This is a genomic window from Variovorax sp. GW821-FHT10D07 (assembly GCF_059415325.1).
This window is the reverse complement of record NZ_JBWKMZ010000006.1, coordinates 40,515-58,972: the sequence shown is the minus strand read 5'-3', so window position 1 is coordinate 58,972 and position 18,458 is coordinate 40,515. Positions and strand designations below refer to the sequence as shown.

Below are 18,458 nucleotides of genomic sequence, written 5' to 3'. Positions count from 1 at the left end.
CCAGGAAGCTGCCGGACAAAGCTGTGCACCGCACAAACTTTAAGCAGACTGTTGTTTCCCCTTTGAAAACAACGAGTTAGATCGCTTTTACAACGCAGTACCTGAGTTATCCACAAAGTTGCCCACGGAAAATGGGGAGCACTTGGACATCATCAGCTCGCGCGCGGAGAAGCCGCGGCGCAGGTGGGGCCGCGGCAGCGCGAAGGTCGGGCGGTCGCGCTCTTCGATCCAGTGCGAACCCGCGCCGTAGACCGCGTTCTGCACCTCGCACACGATGCGGGCCTCGCGGCGGGCGGCGGCCGTGGCCGGCACCCACATGCCGCCATCGTGGTGCTCGTCGTCCTCGTGGTGGCGCACATCCCAGCGCCAATGGACGCGGATCTGGGCGGTCTCCACACCCGGAAAGATCTCGGCGATGAAATTGTTAAAAATCATTAACTGCATGCTAGGCAGGCCCGGCGGAGGCACAAGGGCCGCCGGCGAAACCTGCCTTCAAGGCTGTGCAGTTTTCCTCACTTTTTGACACATTTTTGTTCCGTGTCACGTTTCGTTTGTTCCCGATGGAACGTAACGCCCGTAACGCCGGCAGCCCCGAAGGGCGGTCAGGCGCCCAGATTCAGGCGTCGAGCGCCAGCCGCAGACCCGTTCGCGTATCGAACAGATGGACCTTGCGCACGTCGGGCACGAAGCCGACCCGGTCGTCGACCCGGGCCTGGGTGCGCTCGCGCAGCACGCAGTTCAGCCGCAGCGTCTCGCCGATGCCGAGCACCACGTGGGTCTCGGGCCCGGTCGGCTCGATCGACCGCACCACGGCCGAGCCCTCGCCCGGAACGCCGCCGCCCAGCGCGATGTCCTCGGGCCGCACGCCGTAGGTGCAGTCCTGGCCGGCCCAGCGCCGCGCGGCCTCGGGCAGCGCCAGCACGAGGCCTTCCGGGGTGCGCAGCACCGGCGCGCCGCCATCGGGCGACTCGACCCGGCCCGGCACGAAGTTCATGGCCGGCGAGCCGATGAAGCCCGCCACGAAGACGTTGCGCGGCCGGTCGTAGAGCTCGAGCGCCTCGCCCATCTGCTCGACCACGCCGTCGCGCATCACCACGATGCGGTCGGCCATGGTCATGGCCTCGATCTGGTCGTGCGTGACGTAGACCATGGTGGTGCCGAGCCGGCGGTGCAGCGCCTTGATCTCGGCGCGCATCTGCACGCGCAGCTTGGCGTCGAGGTTCGACAGCGGCTCGTCGAACAGGAACACCTGCGGATCGCGCACGATGGCACGGCCCATGGCCACGCGCTGGCGCTGGCCGCCCGAGAGCTGTTTCGGAAAGCGCTGCATCAGCGGCTCGAGCCCGAGGATCGCGGCCGCGTTGGCCAGCCGGCGCTCGATCTCGGCCTTGGGCTCGTTGCGCATCTTCATCGCGAAGGCCATGTTGTCGGCCACCGTCATGTGGGGGTAGAGCGCGTAGTTCTGGAACACCATCGCGATGTCGCGCTCCTTGGCCGGCAGGTGGTTCACCAGCCGCTCGCCGATCCGGATCTCGCCTGCGCTCACGCGCTCGAGCCCCGAGATCATGCGCAGCAGGGTCGACTTGCCGCAGCCCGAGGGCCCGACCAGCACCACGAACTCGCCGTCGGCCATCGGGATGCTGACCTCCTTGATGACGGCCGTGTCGCCGAAGGACTTGCTGACCTTGTCGATCTGGATCGCTGCCATGGCGCGCTCAGGCCTTCGCTTGCACCGCGCGCCATGCCTCGTAGGCGCGGCGGCTCTCGTCCGAGGGCGGGTAGAGGCCGAAGGTGGAAGCGCCCTGGTCGACCTGGCGTGTGACGTAGTCCTCGAACTCGGTCATCTGCGCGGCCTCCTCGGCCACCTCGTCGACCAGGTGCGGCGGGATCACGATCACGCCCTCGGCGTCGCCCACGATGACGTCGCCCGGGTAGACCGGCACGCCGCCGCAGCCGATGGGCACGTCGATGTCCATCGCATGGTGCTTGGTGAGGTTGGTCGGCGCGGCCGGCTGGCGGCAGTACACCGGGAAGTCGAGTTCGCGCAGCTCGGGCGTGTCGCGAAAGCCGCCGTCGGTGACCGCGCCCGCGGCGCCGCGCCGCAGCATGCGCGTGATCAGGATGGCGCCGGCCGAGGCCGCGCTGGCATCGCCGCGGCTGTCGATCATCAGCACATGGCCCGGCGGAATAGTCTCGACCACCTTGCGCTGGGCGTTCTCGCGGTCGGCGAACACGCCCAGGTGATCGAGGTCCTCGCGCGCCGGGATGTAGCGCAGCGTGGTCGCCAGGCCGACCATGCGCGCGGCGCGCCGGTTGAGTGGCAGCGCGCCCTGCACCACGGCATTGCGCAGGCCGCGCTTGAACAGCGCGGTCGACAGGGTGGCGATGCTGATGCCGCGCAGTTGCGCCGCGCGCTCGGGGCTGAGGGTCGGGGTCGTGGAGGTGGTCATGGATGAAGGCCTGGAAAAGTGGATCTGTGCGGTGGATCAGGCGTTGCCGATCGGCTGCGCGAAGGCGAGGCGGTTGCGCTCGCGCGCCTGCTGCAGTTGCGGGTGCGCGAGCAGGGTGCGCAGCAGCGCGTGGTCGGCGTCGGACAGCTCGGGCCGCGCGGCCGCCTCGACGCTGGCCGACAACTGCTCGGGCGTGCCCGCGCCGACGATCAGGCCGTCGACGCCGGGCTGCGCCAAGGTCCAGCGGATGGCGGCGCGCGCCACCGCGGCGCGGTCGTCGATGCCGGCGGCCGCGGCGATGCGGAACAGCTCGCCCTTCATGAAGACCTCGCGCACCACCACGCGCACGCCCATGGCCCGCGCGGCGGGAATCAGGCGCTCGAGGGCGCCGTCGTCGGCCAGGTTGAAGTTGAGGTTCAGCGAGGCGAAGGCGCCGGTCTCGAGCAGCGCGAGGTAGGTGGCCGCGCCCGAGAAGCTGTCGGCCGCGGCGCAACGGATCAGCCCTTCGCGCTGGAGCGCGCGCACCGCTTGCGCGAGCTTGTCGGGAAAGGCGTGGTCCTGTTCGATGGCGTCCTTCAGGATGCCGAGATTGAGGATGTCGATGCGCTCGCGGCCCATCAGCGCGAGGATGCGCAGCACCTCTTCGCGCAGCCGGCCCGGCGCGACCATCCGGCGGTTGCCGGGGTCGTAGCCGTAGACCATGCCTTCGGGCCGGGTCTGCACCACGGCCGCTCCGGGCGGCGGCAGCTCGCGCAGGTTGCGGCCCAGCGCCTCCTTCTCCGAGTCCATGGTCACGTCGAAGCTGTCGATGCCCAGCGCGTAGGCGCGCTCGAGCACCGAGCGGCGCAGCGGCCCGCCGAAGTCCGGGAACAGGTGGCCGGGCGTGACCGCGAGGCGCAGGTCCTCGTTGAAGGCGCGCGAGCGGCCGTCGGGCAGATACTCGTGCCCGCCGAGCACGATGCGCGAGAGGCGTACGCCGCTGGCGCCCAGCGCGAAGTGGTCCATCGGCGTCATCCCTTCACGGCCGAGCCGGCCGAACTCTTGACCAGGTAGCGCTGCAGGAACACGTAGGCTCCCGCGGGAATGGCGCAGCCGATGACCGTGGCGGCCATGATGTCGGACCACAGCACGCGGAACTGGCCCACCAGGTTGGTGATGCCCAGCGTCATCGTCTGCTTGCTGGGCTCGCTGATCAGGCACAGCGCCCACAGCAGGTCGCCCCAGGCCAGCAGGAAGGCGAACACCATGGTCGCCACCAGCCCGGGCAGGATGTTCGGCAGGATGCAGTGCCACAGGCATTGCAGCCGCGAGGCGCCGTCGATCTCGGCGGCCTGGTCGATCTCCAGCGGCACGCTGTCGATGTAGCCCTTGAGCATCCAGACCGAGAACGGCAGGGTCAGCGTGGTCTGCGCGAGGATCAGCCCGAGGTGGGTGTTGTAGAGCCCCGCGAAGGACATCATCTTGAAGTAGGGCCCGACCAGCAGCACGCCCGGGATCACCTGGCTCGCGAGGAACATCACCATCATGGTGTCGCGCCCGCGGAAGCGGAAGCGCGAGAAGCCGTAGGCGCAGAACACGCCGATGGTGGCCGAGAGCAGGGCGGTGGCGCCCGAGACCTGCAGGCTGTTGAGGAAGTAGCGCACCAGCCCTTCCTGCCCCCAGATGCGTGCATAGGCGTCGACCGTGAAGGACTGCGGCAGGATCGTGGCGGGAAAGCTCGTGACCTCGATGTCGGTCTTGAACGAGGACGACACCATCCAGAAGAAGGGCAGCAGGTTGTAGAGCGCCATCGCGGCCAGCGCCGCGTAGATGCCGAGCCAGCGCGCGAAGCCGCCGCCGCTCTCGTCGTGGGTGCGCATCACTTGTCCTCCTTGAGCGTGAGCCGCACGTAGGGCACCGCGAGCACCATCAGGATGGCCGCGAGCACGACCGCGATCGACGAGGCATAGGCGGTGTCGAAGAACTGGAAGTAGTTCTTGTAGACCTGCAGCGAGAGGTTCTGCGTGGCGTAGCCGGGGCCGCCGCCGGTCATGCCGTAGACCATGCCGAACAGCCGGCATTCCCAGATCGCGTCGAGCACCACGGCCAGCAGGATCATGGTGCGCAGGTTGGGCAGCGTGATGTGGCGGAACTTCTTCCAGGCGCCGGCGCCGTCGATCTCGGCCGCCTCGTACTGGTCGCGCGGGATCGCCTGCAGGCCGGCCAGCAGGATCAGCATCACGTAGGGATAGCCGCGCCAGGTCTCGGCCACGATCACCGACAGCAGCGACAGCGAGGGATCGCCGAGCCAGTCGATCGGGCCGGGCAGGTCGAGCCGCTGCATCACGGCGTTGATGCCGCCGGTGAGCGTGTCGAAGATGAAGCGGAAGATCAGCCCGCCGATGACGTCGGGCATGGTCCACGGCAGGATCGCGATCACGCGGAACAGCCAGCGCGCCTTCATGTCGAGGTTGAGCAGCATCGCCACGCCCAGCCCCAGCACGAGGTGCAGGCTCACGACGGTGCCGACGAACAGCGCGGTGTTGAACAGGGTGCGCGCGAACTCGGCGTCGCCCAGCAGCCGCCGGTAGGCGCCCAGGCCCATCGGCGCGCTGCCGCCGGCGCCGAAGCTCTGGAACACCGAGGCGATGGCCGGGAACCCCAGGATCACCACCATCAGCACCACGGCGGGCATGACAAAGGCATAGCCCGCGCCGCGGGACTCGTCGGACATCGTCGGTTCCTTCGCTTGAACGCCGGGGGGCTTACTGCTTGAGCAGCGCTTCGATCTGCTGGTGGGCGTCGGCCAGCGCCTGCTCGCGCGGCTTCGAGCCCGCCACCGCGGCCTGCAGGTTCTGGCGGAAGATCTCCAGCGCCTGCGGCCACTTCGGCGTCTGCGGCAGGAAGGCGCCATGCGCGATCTCGGCCGCGACGATGAGCGCCGATTCGCTGTTGGCGATCTTGTCGTAGCCCTCGTTCACGCTCTTGCGCGACGACAGCATGTTGTTGTCGTCGAACCATTTCTTCATGCTCGCGCTGTCGGTCAGGTACTTCGCGAGCTTCCAGGCTTCCTCGGGATGCTTGCTGTTCTTGCCGACGAAGATCGACTTCTGGAACAGCGTGGTGCGCACCTGCTTGCTGCTGCCGGCCGGCTGCGGCATCGGCGCCATCGCCAGCACGTTCCAGCCGTCCAGCTGCGGGTTCATCGCGCTGACCTCGGGGTAGCTCCAGGTGGTGCCGATCTTCATCGCCACGGTGCGGTTGGCCAGCAGCCGGCGCGAGCCGTTGGCGTCGACCTGCGCGGCGCCGGGCGGCACCGACTTGTCGACCAGGATCAGGTCGATGATGAAGTTGAAGGCGGCCTTGGCCTCGGGCGTGTCGAGCGCCGAACGCTGGCCGTCGGGCGTGATGAAGTCGGCGCCGAAGCCGCGCAGGATCGACGACACGCGCAGGTCGAAGCCGGCCGGCGCGAGCACCACCGAGAAGCCCCAGCGGTCGATCGCCGAGCCGCCGGTCGACGAGCGCGTGAGCTTCTTCGCGGCGGCGCGGAACTCGTCCCAGGTCTTGGGCGGCCCCGCCACGCCGGCCTCGGCGAACAGCTTCTTGTTGTAGACCAGGGTCATCGCGACGGTGTTCATCGGGATGCCGTAGGTCTTGCCGGTGACGGTGACCGGCAGCAGCGAGTTCGGATAGAAGTCGGCCAGGAAGTTGCCGCCTTCCTTCTGGATGTAGGGCGTGAGGTCGCGCACCCAGCCCTCGGCGATGTACTGGCGCACCGGGTTGGCGTCGAGCGCGAACACGTCGGGGCCTTCGCCCGCGCGGATCGCGGTGCTGTACTTCACGTCGCGCTGCGCCAGCGGCACCGGCTCGCGCTTGACCTTGATGCCGGGGTTGGCCTTCTCGAAGGCGTCGATCACGCCGTTGAGCGACTTGCCCCAGACGTCCTGCGCGAGCTGCCAGTCCGAATAGGTGATCGTGACATCGGCATGCGCCGACATGGCCGCGGCCATGCCCGCACCTGCCACCATGGCCCGCAGCAGATGTGCGGCCCGCAGGGATAGCTTCATTTCTTGTCTCCGGTTTCCGAGGTTGTCGCTCATGACGCCTTTTGCGTGGCGTTCTGGGATACTAGTATACCAGTTGAGCCGGATCAAGTTCTTTCGCGATCGGCCGGCCCATAATCGGCCGCGATCCCACTTTCCGAACAAGATGAATGCGCCTTTGCTGAAGCCCGCGCTGAAGATGCCGCCGCGCGAGAGCACCAGCCAGCAGGTCTACGAACTGCTGCGCACCGCCATCGTCAATGCCACGCTGGCGCCGGGCCGCGCGATCTCGGAGATCGAGATGGCGAACCAGCTCGAGGTGAGCCGCACGCCGGTGCGCGAATCGTTCCGCCGGCTGGCCGCCGAGGGTTTCCTCAAGGTGGTGCCGCAGGTGGGCACCGTGGTCTCGAAGATGAGCCGGCGCGAGTTGATGGACGCGCTGTTCATCCGCGAGTCGATCGAATGCGCGGCCGCGCGCCTGGCCGTGAAGGCGCCGCTCGAGGAGCGCGAGGCGCTGCACCGGCTGATGCTGCGCCAGCGCGCGGCCGTCGACCGCGGCGACATCGAGGAGGGCCTGAACAAGGACGAGGACCTGCACCGCGGGCTGATCGACCTGTCGGGCCATCCGCGTGCCTGGGAGCCGGTGCGCCAGGCCCGCGCGCACATGGAGCGCGTGCGCCGCATGGCGATTCCCGAGCTGCAGAGCAACATCAAGGCCGCCGAGCAGCACGAGCGCATCGCCGCGGCGCTGGTGGCGGCCGATACCGAGGTGCTGGTGAGGGAGCTGCAGGCGCACATCCGCCTGATCGAGGGCTTCATCGAGGGCATCTCGGCGCGGTATCCGGACTACTTCGAGGACTGAAGCGCACCAATGAAACGCGCAAAAAAACACCCGCCGAAGCGGGTGTATCCCTTGCGGGCCCAGAGGGAGGTTCTTCTTGCTCTTCTTGGCACCCTGGTGCGTGACAGCGACGCCATGTTCGATGCGAAGCCGTAAGAGACGCGTCAGCCTTTGGGAGGCAGCGCGTGTAGGCCATTGCAAAAATCGTGAAGAATTGCTCAGAATTATTCATATGGGATGCCGAAAAGCCCGCCCTCCCATAGAAATGTCGGTGTCGTCTGACGTGAGATGACTGTTTCAGGCTCGAACATCCTTGTGTCCGGCCGTTCCTCCCTCGGCTGGGCGCCTAGTGTGTGACAGCAACTTAGGCTTCGCGCCCGGCCTCGTGCCGGGCGCTTTTCTTTGTGCCGCCCGATCCGGCCCTCGAGTCCACGTAAAGCTTGTGTGAAACCGTGCCAATAAGAATCATTCTTATTAAAATGATTTCAATAGTGTTACAGCCGAGGATCAGGCATGGACAAGTTCATGGCACGTGCCGAGTGCGAATGGCTCGCACAGTTTTTTCCGGCTCCGGGGGCGGACACCGTGCCAGCACCGCCGAGCCAGCGCGGGAACGTCCCTCCCAAGCAAGAGGCCGCCACAAGCCGCGCGCCCTGGCATCGGGCGATCCGATCGTCGGTCGCGCGCGTGCTGCGCCCCGGCGCGCCCAAGGCCGGCGCCTGAGCCGGTGCCGGCCCGGCGCTGAGCTCAGCGCCGGCGCAAGGCCCGGCTCAGATGCGGGTCTGCTTCCTCGTCATCGGGCGCATCCGCCCCCAGGCTGACTTCCACCGTGTGGAGGTGGCTGCGCAATAGCGCCAGCGCTTCCTCGGTCGATCCGCTCTCGATCAGGGCGATCAATTGCGCATGCTCGTCCTGCAGGCACTCGGTGTGCTTGTCGTATTCGTGCTGGTAGAGCAGCAGGATCAGCGCGATCCGCCCGACCAACTGATCGAGCGTCTGCGCGAGCAGGTCGTTGCCCGCGAGCCGCGCGAGCAGCACGTGGAATCCCGCGCCGAGCCGGCGCACCTCTTCCATGTCGTTGCCCACGCGCGCCGCGCGCTCCTGCTTGACGTGCGCGCGCAGCGCCGCCAGGTCCTTCCTGGTATGGGCCTGCGACAGCTTCTCCAGTGAGTGGCGCTCGATCGCCCAGCGCAGATCGAAGGTGTCGCGCGCCTCCTTCGGCGTGGGCTTGGCCACCGAGGCGATCTTGCCGGGCGTGAGGTCCACCAGCCCCTCGCGCGCCAGGCTCTGCAGCGCCTGCCGCACCACCGTGCGGCTCACGCCGTAGAGCTTGCCCAGGCTCACCTCGCGCAGCTGCGTGCCCGGCAGCAGGCGGTGGGCGGCGACCGCTTCCCGGATGCTGTCGCTGATCTCTTCGTTCTTGGTAGACATGGTCCGGGATTGTAATTAGACTGAATCGGTATACCGATATAGAGTACCGACTCAGAATTCAGAACGCCCCACCCATCCTCGAGGACAACGCCCCATGATCGAATTTCGTACGGCTGTCGCAGCCTTCGCGGCCTTCTTCTGCGCCACAACCGCGTTCGCGGCCGAGCCGCTTCAGATCGGCTTCGTCTATCAAAGCCCCGTCTCCGATGTCGGCTGGGTGGCCGTGCACGAAAGCGCGCGCAAGCAGCTCGAGAAGGAATTCGGCAACCGCATCAAGACCCAGGTGGTGCAGGACGTGAAGGCCGGCCCCGACGGCGCGCGCGTGATCCGCGAGCTGGTCGGCAACGGCGCCGGGCTGATGGTGCTCGGCAGCTTCGGCTACATGAACGACGGCCTGAAGGCGGCCGCCGAGAACCCCAAGGTCAACTTCGTCCACGCCAGCGGCTTCCGGCAGGCCGCCAACTTCGGCACCTATAACGCGCGCTGGTACGAGGCCGCCTATGTGGCCGGCCTGGTGGCGGGCAAGGTCACGAAGTCGAACAAGCTCGGCTACGTCGGCGCGCTGCCGATCCCCGACGTGGTCTCGACCATCAACGCCTTCGCGCTCGGCGCGCAGAAGAGCAACCCGGCCGCCAAGGTCTCGGTGGTGTGGGTCAACGAGTGGTTCAACCCCGGCAGCGAGCGCGACGCCGCCAACACGCTGATGCAGCAGGGCGCCGACGTCATCGGCTCCGGCTTCCAGGACAACCCGGCCGTGCTGCAGGCGGCCGAAGCTAAGGGCGTCTGGTCGATCGGCATGTTCTCCGACCACCGCAAGTCCGCGCCGCAGAAGCTGCTGACCTCGCTCACGCACGACTGGACGCCCTACCTGCGCCAAGCCGTGCAGGACACGCTCGACGGCAGGTTCAAGGGCACGGCCTATGCCGCGACCCTGGCCAACGGCGGCGTGAACCTCGCGGACTGGAACCCCGGCGTGCCGGCCGACGTGGTCCAGATGGCGAAGCAGGCGCGCGCCGACATCGTGGCCGGCAAGCTCAAGGTCTTCGCCGGCCCGCTCAAGGACAACACGGGCAAGCAGCGTGCGGCCCCGGGTGCAGCGCTGCCCGATTCGGACATCGCCGGCATGAACTGGTTCGCCGAAGGCATCCAGGGCGCGATCCCGCGCTGAGGCCCGGCCATGAACCAGACCGCAGACACGGCGGCGGCGACCTCCGCCGACTGGTTTCCCGTGGAGTTTTCGCGCAACCTTCTGCCGGGACAGGTGCTGCAGTCCACGCTGCTCGGCCATGAACTGGCCCTGTGGCGATCGGCCTCGGGCGCGATGGAGGTGTGGGAGAACCGCTGCCCGCACCGCAGCGTGCGGCTCAGCCTCGGCTTCGTCGTCGGGGAAGAACTGGTCTGCCGCTACCACGGCTGGCGCTACGGCCGCGACGGCCACTGCGTGTCGGTGCCCTCGTCGCCGAAGGACGCGAGCCCGCCGGCCGCCTGCGCGCGCACCTACCTCAGCCGCGAGAGCGACGGCATCGTCTGGGCCAGCCTCGCGCGCATGCCGGCCGGCTATCCGCCGCGTCTCTGCGAGGGCCTCGTGCCGTCGCGCAGCTTCACGGTCGATCTCGATGCCGACACCTTCGCGCTGCAGGCCGAACGCGCGGGCTGGTTGCAAGGGCAGAGCACTTGCGTCTGGCAAGAAGGTGCGTTGGCCCTGCTGATCCAGCCGCTGCTGCCCGGCACCTCGATCGTCCACCTGCTCGTCGCGCGCGGTTCATCGAGCCTCGACAAGCAACGGGCCATCGAAAGCATCAAGACGCACATCGCGCAATGGACGGCCGAGGCCCGCGCCCCGAGGGAGACCGAACATGCCTGACACCATCGACCCCGCAATCGCGGCCGACTGGCTCGCCATCGGCGACAGCCTCGGCCTCGCGCCCGGCACGGGCCGGCGCACGCGCCTGCTGGGCCACGACCTGCACGTGCGCCGCCAGCCCGACGGCGCGCTCGAGGCCTGGTTCGAGGCCGAACCCGCGAGGCCTTGCCACGCCACCGACCACTGCGGCTTCATCCTCCTGTGCCTCGGCGACGCGCCCAGGCCGCTGTTCGAACTGGCGGCCTTCGCGAACCCCGCGCGCCGCTTCCTCTACATGGGCGGCTTCGGCATCCGCAGCGGTCCGCTGCGGGTGGTGGAGAACTTCCTCGACATGGCGCACTTCCCCTTCGTCCACGCCCACATCCTGGGTTCGGAGGAGGCGACCGAAGTGCGCGGCTACGAGGTCGAGCTCGACGCCCACCAGGAGCTCTGGGCCCGCGACTGCAAGTTCATCCAGCCACTGGCCTCGGCGGATGCGAAGGGCGGGGCGGACGTCGACTACGTCTACCGCGTCGTCAATCCGTTCTCGCCGATGCTCTACAAGCATCCGGCGGGCCGCTCGGCCGAGCTCGCCGACATCATCTTCCTGTTCATCCAGCCCACCGACGAAGAGCGCTGCATCGCGCACTTCGCGATCAGCCTGTTCGATGTCGAAAGCTCGAACGGCGAGATCATGGCCTTCCAGCAGAACATCCTCGGGCAGGACAAGCCGATCCTCGAGAACCACGTCCACAAGAAGCTGCCGCTCGATCCGCGCGTCGAGGTGCCTTCACGCGCCGATGCCGCCTCGAGCACCTTCCGCCGCTGGCTGCGCGACATCCATCTGCGCTGGGGCATCGAAGCGCAGAGCACCGAGCCGCGGCCACGGCTCAGCGTGGAGGTGGCGGAAAAAAGAACCGTGGCGCAGGACATCGTCGAGTTCAGGCTGCGCTCGCCGCGCCGCGGACCGTTGCCGAGCGCCACCGCGGGCTCGCACCTCAACGTGCACCTGCCGAACGGCCAGATCCGCCAGTACTCGGTCTGCGGCCAGGACGACGAGGGCTACACGATCGCCGTCAAGCGCGAGGCCGATTCGCGCGGCGGCTCCATCGCCCTGCACGAGTCGGTGCAAGCCGGCATGCGGCTCGAGATCGGACTGCCCAAGAACAACTTCCGGCTCGACCCGCGCATCGAACACGCGGTGCTGATCGCGGGCGGCATCGGCATCACGCCGATCCTCGCGATGGCGCGCGATCTTGCAGCGAGGGGAAGGCCGCCAGCCCTTCATTACTTCTGCCGCTCGGCCGAGCATGCGGCCTACCGTGCCGAGCTCGAAGCATTGTTGGGCGCGAACCTGCATCTGCACCTGGGCCTGCCGCCGCAACAGACCGAAGACCGGATACGGCAGGCACTGCAAGCCGGTGACGATGCGCATGCCTTCGCCTGCGGGCCCGCACCGCTGATGCAATGCATCGAGCGCGTCGCGGCAGTACTCCATTGGCCCGCCGATCGCGTGCACTTCGAATACTTCCGACGCACCACGCCCGTCGAGGCCACCGGCCCCGCCTTCACCGTCGAACTCGCGCGCAGCGGCCGCCGCGTGCAGGTCGCGAGCGACACCACCATCGTCGAAGCACTGCGCGCGATCGACATCCACCTCGACACCAGTTGCGAACAGGGCGTCTGCGGCACCTGCCTGTGCACCGTCATCGACGGCGAGCCCGACCATCGCGACCAGTACCTGAGCGCGGGCGAGAAGGCGTCCGGCATGCAGATGCTGCCCTGCGTCTCGCGATCGCGCTCCGCGACGCTGGTGCTCGATCTCTGAGGGCTGGCGATGATCAAGCTCTACAACGAACAGATGTCCGGCAACTGCTACAAGCTGCGGCTCTTCATGGCGCTGCTCGGCATCGCCTACGAGCGCGTGCCGGTCAACTTCCATCCCGGACGCGAACACAAGCAGGCCGAATTCCTCGCGCTCAATCCCTTCGGCCAGTTGCCGGTGATCGACGACGACGGCTTCGTGCTGCGCGACGCGCAGGCCATCCTCGTCTACCTCGCGAGCATCCACGACAGCATGGGCACCTGGTTCCCCGCCGATCCGCAGCGTCGCGCCCAGGTCATGCTGTGGCTCACCGTGGCCGAGGACATCACGCGCAGTGCCTCGGCCGCGCGCCTGCACGATGCCTTCGGCTATGACTTCGACGCACCGGCCTGCCGCGCGGCCGCGCACAAGCTGTTCGCGCACATCGAGGACCACCTGGGTGACCGCGAGGCCACGGGCGAGGGCTGGCTGGTCGGCGCCATGCCCACGCTCGCCGACATCGCCTGCTTCCCCTACATCGCGCTCGCGCCCGAGGGCGGCATCGCGCTGACGCGCTATCCCGCGCTCAGGCGCTGGATCGCGCGCGTCAAGTCGATCCCCGGCTTCATCGGCATGCCCGGCATCTTCGCGCTCGGCATCGACGCCGACGCCACCTGACGCATCGCGCAATGCCTAGCTGATTCGCCTCAAAAAACCTCATCCCGGTTGATTGGTCCGGGTCGCCGTGTCCCTTAACCTCGGTCGCGAGGCAGCAAAGCACTGCCTCGATTCGACCCAGGACAGGAGACAAGCCATGACCCCAACGAGCGCGACCGCCGCGCCGGCCGCCGATGCGCGCGGCTTCGAACCCGACGCGCCGATCCGCTGCCGCGACTTCCGCATCGGTGCCATCGGCGCCGGCTTCATCATGGCGGACGTGCAGCTCGCGGCCTACCGCGAGGCCGGCTTCCCCGTGGTGGCGATCGCCTCGCGCACCCGTTCCAAGGCGGCCGATGTGGCGCAGCGTTGGGACATCCCCACGGTGCACGACACGCCCGAAGCGCTGATCCGCGACCCGCAGGTGCAGATCGTCGACATCGCCTTTCCGCCCGACCGCCAGCCCGAGCTGATCCGCCTCGCGCTCGCGCAGCCGCACGTGAAGGCGGTGCTCGCGCAGAAGCCGCTGGCGCTCGACCTCGACACGGCGCGCGCGCTGGCCGAGGAGGCGCGCGCGGCCGGCAAGCCGCTGTCGGTGAACCAGAACATGCGCTTCGACCAGTCGATGCGCGTGCTCAAGCAACTGCTCGACCGCGGGGAACTCGGCACGCCGGTGCTCGCCACCATCGAGATGCGCGCCATCCCGCACTGGCAGGAGTTCCTGCGCGGCTACGGCCGCCTCACGCTGGCCAACATGAGCGTGCATCACCTCGACGTGCTGCGCTTCCTGTTCGGCGAGCCCGAGGACATCTACACCGCCGCGCGGCCCGATCCGCGCACCGGCTTCGAACACAGCGACGGCATCGTCTGCTCGACCCTGCGCTTTCGCAGCGGCGTGATGGCGCTGAGCATGGAGGACGTCTGGACCGGCCCGCACGGCGAGGGCTTCGATGCCGGCATCTTCATCAAGTGGCGCGTCGAGGGCACCGAGGGCGTGGCCGAAGGCACGATCGGCTGGCCCGACTATCCCGAAGGCAGCCCGAGCACGCTGCGCTACAGCTCGCGCCACGGCACGGGCGGCGAGTGGATTGCACCGAGCTGGTCCACGCGCTGGTTCCCGCAGGCCTTCGCGGGCGTGATGGAACAGCTGCAATGGGCGCTGGCCCAGGGCGAGGCGCCGCTGCTCGACGTCGCCGACAACGTGAAGACCATGGCGCTGGTCGAGGCCGGCTACCGCTCGCTCGAAGAGCGGCGCGCCGTGCCGCTGGCCGAGTTCGGCGTCTGAGCCGCGCGCTTTCCCCGCATCCCCACCCACAAACCATCGGAGACAACCCATGATCCAAGTCGGCATCTTCAGCGGCTACTTCCCCTATGCCCTCGAGGAGTCCGCGCGCCGCATCAAGGCGCAGGGCTTCAACACCGTGCAGCTCGACCTCGCGTTCAAGGACATCGACTTTTCCACGCCCGAGGCCATCACGCGCGAGAAGTGCCACCGCGTGCGCGACACCTTCCGCCGCCACGACCTGCCGATCAGCTGCATGTCGGCGTACACGAACATCGTTCACCCCGATGCCGGCGAGCGCAAGCGCCGCAACGACTACCTCAAGGCCACCTTGCGCCATGCGCGCGACTGCGGCACGCCCTACGTCATCAGCGAGACCGGCACCGTCAACCCCGACAGCGACTGGTCATCGCATCCCGACAACAAGAGCGAGCGCGCCTACGCCGACTGCGTGAAGGTGGTGCGCGAGCTCGCGCAGGAGGCGCACGACCACGGCGCGGTGTTCCTGGTCGAGACCTACGTCAACAACATCATCGGTTCGGTCGAGGAGACGCTGCGCCTGTTCGCCGACGTCAATCATCCGGGACTGGGCCTGCTGATGGACCCGACGAACTACTTCGAGACCCACAACATCGACCGCATGGACCAGGTGCTGAACCAGATGTTTGACGCGCTGGGCGACAAGGTCCGCATCGCGCATGCCAAGGACGTGAAGCGCGCCGCGGGCGACGACAAGAGCGAGAAGTTCGCCGACATCGACGCCTCCGAAGCGCACCAGTTCCGCGGCGTGGGCGAGATCGAGCTGCCGGCGCCGGGCCTGGGCGCGCTGAACTACGACCTCTACCTCAAGCGGCTCGCGCAGCACCATCCCAACATCCCGATCATCATCGAGCACCTCGACGAATCGGACGTGCCGCGCGCCAAGCGCTTCCTCGACGACAAGCTGCTGGAGGCCGGCGCGTGATCCAGCTCCACGGCCGCCACTGGACCCGGCGCGAGTTGCGCGAACACGCGGGCACGCTCGCGCAGTTCGCGGGCGTGCGGCTGGTGACGCTGGGCGACGGCGTGGAGCGCGGCATCCGCTGCCTCGAGTTCCGCACCGGCACCGGCTTCGCGTTCCAGGTGCTGGTCGACCGCGCGATGGACGTGGGCGCCTGCGAGTACCGCGGCGCCGCCATCGGCTGGCAATCGCCCACGGGCTTCCGGCATCCGGGGCTGCACGAGAACGCCGACGAGGGCGGCCTCGGCTGGCTGCGTTCCTTCTCGGGCCTGCTCGTGACCTGCGGCCTCGACCACACGCTGTTCATGGACAGCGACCCGGCCGGCCACTACCACTACACGCCGCGCAAGAGCGTCGACAGCGGCCTGCACGGCCGCATCGCGAACATTCCCGCGCGGCTCACCGGCTATGGCGAGCGCTGGGAGGACGACGACTGCATTCTCTGGTGCGAGGGCGTGGTACAGCAGTCGGCCGTGTTCGGCGAGGACCTGCACCTGGTGCGGCGCATCGAGGCGCGCGTGGGCGAGCATGGCTTCACGCTGCACGACCGCGTGGTCAACCACGGCTTCTACCGCACGCCGCACATGTTCTGCTACCACATCAACGCCGGCCATCCGGTGCTCGACGAGGGCAGCCGCTACATCGCGCCGATCCGCCACACGCCCTGGGCCGCGCATGCCGATGCATTGCGCAAGCAATCGGTGGGCTACCGCACCCAGCCCGGACCGCAAGCCGACTTCCACGAGCAGGTCTACGAGCATGCGATGGCGGCCGATGCGCAAGGGCGCATCCCGGTCGCGCTGGTCAACGAGGGCTTCGACGGCGGCCGTGGCATCGGCCTCGCGGTCGAGGTCAACCGCGACGAGTTCCCGTGCCAGTTCCAGTGGCAGAACTACCAGCGCGGCCAGTACGCGATGGGCATCGAGCCGAGCACCAACCACGTGCTGGGCAAGCCCTTCGCGCGCGAGCGCGGCGAGCTGATCTGGCTCGAGCATGGCGACGAGCGCCGCTACACCACGCGCTTCTCGGTGCTCGACGGGCGCGGCGAGATCGCGGCCTTCGAGGAGCGCGTGCGCGCCATCTGCGCGCAGCCCGCCGACGAGTACCCGGCCATCACCGGCCGCTGGGACTGAGGCGTGAAGAAGATGGGCGAGCCGGTGCGGACATCGCGGCAGGGCGTCTCGTTGCGCGGAATACTCGGCGACATGAAGACGAAGACATCGACGCCCTCCGCCGAGACCCCCGGCCGCTCGCGCCTGGCCGACGTCGCACGCGTGGCTGGCGTTTCGAAGGCCACGGCCGACCGCGCGCTGCATGCGCGCAAGGGCGTGCGCTCGGCCACGGTGCAGCGCGTGGTGCGCGCGGCCGCGCAACTGGGCTACCTGCCCGACGAGAGCCTGCACCAGGTGCTGCGCCCCAGGCCGATGGAGCTGATCTTCCTGCTGCCGGCCGGCACCAACCAGTTCATCCGCATGCTCGGCGACTACGTCGGCATCGTCGAGAAACAGCTCGAACCCTTCAACGTGCGCTGCCGCCGCGTCGAGATCGAGGGCTTCGATGCCGAGGTGCTCGCCGCGCGGCTGCTGCGCCATGGCCGGCAATGCGACGGCATCGCCTTCGTGCCGCTCGAGCATCCGGCCGTGCGCGAGGCCGTCGCGACGCTGGCCGACCAGGGCGTGCACCTGCTCACGCTGCTGTCGGACCTGCCGGGCTCGCGGCGCGCCGCCTATGTGGGCATCGACAACCATGCGGCCGGCCGCACCGCGGGCTATCTCATGGGCCGCATGCTCGACCGCAAGTCGGGCAAGGTCGGCCTGATCGCGGGCAGCCTCAGCTACCGCGGCCACGAGGAGCGGGAGGTCGGCTTCCTGCAGGTGCTGGCCGAGCAGTTCCCGGGGCTGCGCGTGGTGGGCCTGCGCGAGGGCCACGACGACGTGGCGCAGAACTACCGCCAGGCGCGCACGCTGCTGCGACAGCATGCCGACCTGGTGGCGCTCTACAACATCGGCGGCGCCTCCGAAGGCATCGGCCGCGCGCTCAAGGAGGCGGGCCTGGACCACAAGGTGGTCTTCATCGGCCACGAGATCACGCCCGACACCCGCGCCATGCTGATCGACGGCACGCTCGACGCGGCCATCAACCAGAACCCGCAGACCGAGGTGATGAACTGCGTGCGCATCTTCGCCAACCTGCGCGCGGGCCGCGATGCGCTCGCGGGCGTGGAGCCGGTGCGCGCCGGCATCGCGGTGCGCGAGAACCTGCCCTGATCCCTCCTTTCCTCACACGACTTCAAAAGACACGACACGACCATGGACATGACAGGCAAGAAGGTGCTGGTGACCGGCGCCGCCGGCGGACTCGGCACCAGCATCTGCTGGGCTTTCGCGCGCGCGGGCGCGCAGGTGCTGGCGCTGGACATCGATCCGGCCAAGGGCGAGCGCCTGGTCGCGGCCGGGGAGGGCGAGGGCGCCGAGGTGCGCGCGCGGCTGCGCTTCGTGCAGGGCGACCTCGCCGACCTCGGCGCGCTCGCGGCGCAGCTGGCCGCGCTGTTCGAGGCCCAGGGCGGCATCGACGTGCTGGTCAACAACGCCGCCATCTATCCCTCGCGCAGCATCGAGGAGTTCAGCATCGAGGAGCATCGCCGCGTGCAGGGCGTGAACGTCGACGCGGCGCTGGTCTGCGTGCAGGCCGCGCTGCCGCACATGAAGCGGCAACGCTTCGGCCGCATCGTCAACGTCGTCAGCATCACGATGTACGGCGGCTGGCCGCTGCTGCTGCCCTACGTCACCTCCAAGGGCGCGCTGCTGGGCATGACGCGCGCGATGGCGCGCGAGCTCGGGCCGCACGGCATCACGGTCAACGCGGTGTCGCCGGGCGCTTTTCCGACCGATGCCGAGAAGATCCATCCCGACGCCGAGGGCTACGAGCGCTTCGTGCTCGAGCACCAGTCGGTCAAGCGCCGCGGCGCGCCCGACGACATCGCGAACGCGATGTTGTTCTTCGCGAGCGAGGGCAGCGGCTTCGTCACCGGCCAGACGCTCAACGTCGATGGCGGCTGGGTGATGCAGTAGCCGCCGAAGCCCCCGCCTTTCCACTCGACATCTCGACCACCAGCTAGGGAAATCCCG

18 protein-coding genes are annotated in these 18,458 nt (G+C 68.5%); 10 read left to right on the top strand and 8 right to left on the bottom strand.

Annotated features, from left to right (window positions below):
- Positions 1 to 87 precede the first annotated feature (87 nt).
- The 7 genes from AC07PU_RS19070 to AC07PU_RS19040 form a co-directional block, all read right to left on the bottom strand.
- Positions 88 to 444: a hypothetical protein gene (locus AC07PU_RS19070; RefSeq protein ID WP_495319508.1), complete on the bottom strand. Its 357-nt coding sequence runs from the start codon at positions 442 to 444 to the stop codon at positions 88 to 90.
- Positions 445 to 616: 172 nt separating this feature from the next.
- Positions 617 to 1,708, bottom strand: coding sequence for an ABC transporter ATP-binding protein (locus AC07PU_RS19065; protein WP_495319506.1), 1,092 nt, complete (start codon positions 1,706 to 1,708; stop codon positions 617 to 619).
- Positions 1,709 to 1,715: 7 nt separating this feature from the next.
- Positions 1,716 to 2,450, bottom strand: coding sequence for a ribonuclease activity regulator RraA (locus AC07PU_RS19060; protein WP_495319504.1), 735 nt, complete (start codon positions 2,448 to 2,450; stop codon positions 1,716 to 1,718).
- Between the two features lie 36 nt (positions 2,451 to 2,486).
- Positions 2,487 to 3,455, bottom strand: a complete 969-nt coding sequence (locus tag AC07PU_RS19055; protein WP_495319502.1) for an aldo/keto reductase — start codon at positions 3,453 to 3,455, stop codon at positions 2,487 to 2,489.
- Positions 3,456 to 3,460: 5 nt separating this feature from the next.
- On the bottom strand, positions 3,461 to 4,309 hold the full coding sequence (locus AC07PU_RS19050) for a carbohydrate ABC transporter permease (RefSeq protein WP_093345661.1): 849 nt from the start codon (positions 4,307 to 4,309) through the stop codon (positions 3,461 to 3,463).
- Positions 4,309 to 5,163, bottom strand: coding sequence for a carbohydrate ABC transporter permease (locus tag AC07PU_RS19045; protein ID WP_208513550.1), 855 nt, complete (start codon positions 5,161 to 5,163; stop codon positions 4,309 to 4,311). Before AC07PU_RS19045 ends, AC07PU_RS19050 begins: the two co-directional genes overlap by 1 nt.
- 31 nt (positions 5,164 to 5,194) lie before the next feature.
- On the bottom strand, positions 5,195 to 6,496 hold the full coding sequence (locus tag AC07PU_RS19040) for an ABC transporter substrate-binding protein (protein ID WP_495319499.1): 1,302 nt from the start codon (positions 6,494 to 6,496) through the stop codon (positions 5,195 to 5,197).
- Between the two features lie 142 nt (positions 6,497 to 6,638).
- Here AC07PU_RS19040 and AC07PU_RS19035 point away from each other — a divergent pair, with 142 nt between their 5' ends.
- Complete coding sequence (locus AC07PU_RS19035) at positions 6,639 to 7,334, top strand: GntR family transcriptional regulator (RefSeq protein WP_177239390.1); 696 nt, start codon at positions 6,639 to 6,641, stop codon at positions 7,332 to 7,334.
- 726 nt (positions 7,335 to 8,060) lie between these two features.
- Here the strand turns inward: AC07PU_RS19035 and AC07PU_RS19030 are convergent.
- On the bottom strand, positions 8,061 to 8,744 hold the full coding sequence (locus AC07PU_RS19030) for a GntR family transcriptional regulator (protein WP_057590053.1): 684 nt from the start codon (positions 8,742 to 8,744) through the stop codon (positions 8,061 to 8,063).
- 94 nt (positions 8,745 to 8,838) lie between these two features.
- On the opposite strand from AC07PU_RS19030, the gene AC07PU_RS19025 reads away from it, so the two are divergent.
- The 9 genes from AC07PU_RS19025 (at position 8,839) to AC07PU_RS18985 (ending at position 18,401) form a co-directional block, all read left to right on the top strand.
- The gene (locus AC07PU_RS19025; protein ID WP_495319496.1) at positions 8,839 to 9,912 is read left to right on the top strand and encodes a BMP family ABC transporter substrate-binding protein; all 1,074 of its coding nucleotides are present in this window, start codon (positions 8,839 to 8,841) and stop codon (positions 9,910 to 9,912) included.
- A gap of 9 nt (positions 9,913 to 9,921) precedes the next feature.
- A complete protein-coding gene (locus tag AC07PU_RS19020; protein ID WP_495319494.1) occupies positions 9,922 to 10,608 on the top strand; it encodes a Rieske 2Fe-2S domain-containing protein in 687 nt (228 codons plus the stop codon).
- Positions 10,601 to 12,415 carry a 2Fe-2S iron-sulfur cluster-binding protein gene (locus tag AC07PU_RS19015; protein ID WP_495319492.1) on the top strand — a complete coding sequence of 605 codons (1,815 nt, stop codon included), beginning with the start codon at positions 10,601 to 10,603 and terminating at the stop codon, positions 12,413 to 12,415. The genes AC07PU_RS19020 and AC07PU_RS19015 overlap by 8 nt, the downstream gene beginning before the upstream one ends.
- Positions 12,416 to 12,424: 9 nt before the next feature.
- Positions 12,425 to 13,069 carry a glutathione S-transferase family protein gene (locus tag AC07PU_RS19010; RefSeq protein ID WP_495319490.1) on the top strand — a complete coding sequence of 215 codons (645 nt, stop codon included), beginning with the start codon at positions 12,425 to 12,427 and terminating at the stop codon, positions 13,067 to 13,069.
- 136 nt (positions 13,070 to 13,205) lie between these two features.
- Positions 13,206 to 14,333, top strand: coding sequence for a Gfo/Idh/MocA family protein (locus tag AC07PU_RS19005; RefSeq protein ID WP_203207533.1), 1,128 nt, complete (start codon positions 13,206 to 13,208; stop codon positions 14,331 to 14,333).
- Between the two features lie 49 nt (positions 14,334 to 14,382).
- A complete protein-coding gene (locus AC07PU_RS19000; protein ID WP_093345684.1) occupies positions 14,383 to 15,294 on the top strand; it encodes a sugar phosphate isomerase/epimerase family protein in 912 nt (303 codons plus the stop codon).
- Positions 15,291 to 16,463 (top strand): aldose 1-epimerase family protein, encoded by a 1,173-nt coding sequence (locus AC07PU_RS18995; RefSeq protein ID WP_495319487.1) that lies wholly within the window; start codon positions 15,291 to 15,293, stop codon positions 16,461 to 16,463. The genes AC07PU_RS19000 and AC07PU_RS18995 overlap by 4 nt, the downstream gene beginning before the upstream one ends.
- 72 nt (positions 16,464 to 16,535) lie before the next feature.
- A complete protein-coding gene (locus AC07PU_RS18990; protein ID WP_495319485.1) occupies positions 16,536 to 17,597 on the top strand; it encodes a LacI family DNA-binding transcriptional regulator in 1,062 nt (353 codons plus the stop codon).
- Positions 17,598 to 17,639: 42 nt separating this feature from the next.
- Positions 17,640 to 18,401 (top strand): SDR family NAD(P)-dependent oxidoreductase, encoded by a 762-nt coding sequence (locus tag AC07PU_RS18985; RefSeq protein WP_495319483.1) that lies wholly within the window; start codon positions 17,640 to 17,642, stop codon positions 18,399 to 18,401.
- Positions 18,402 to 18,458: the final 57 nt, after the last annotated feature.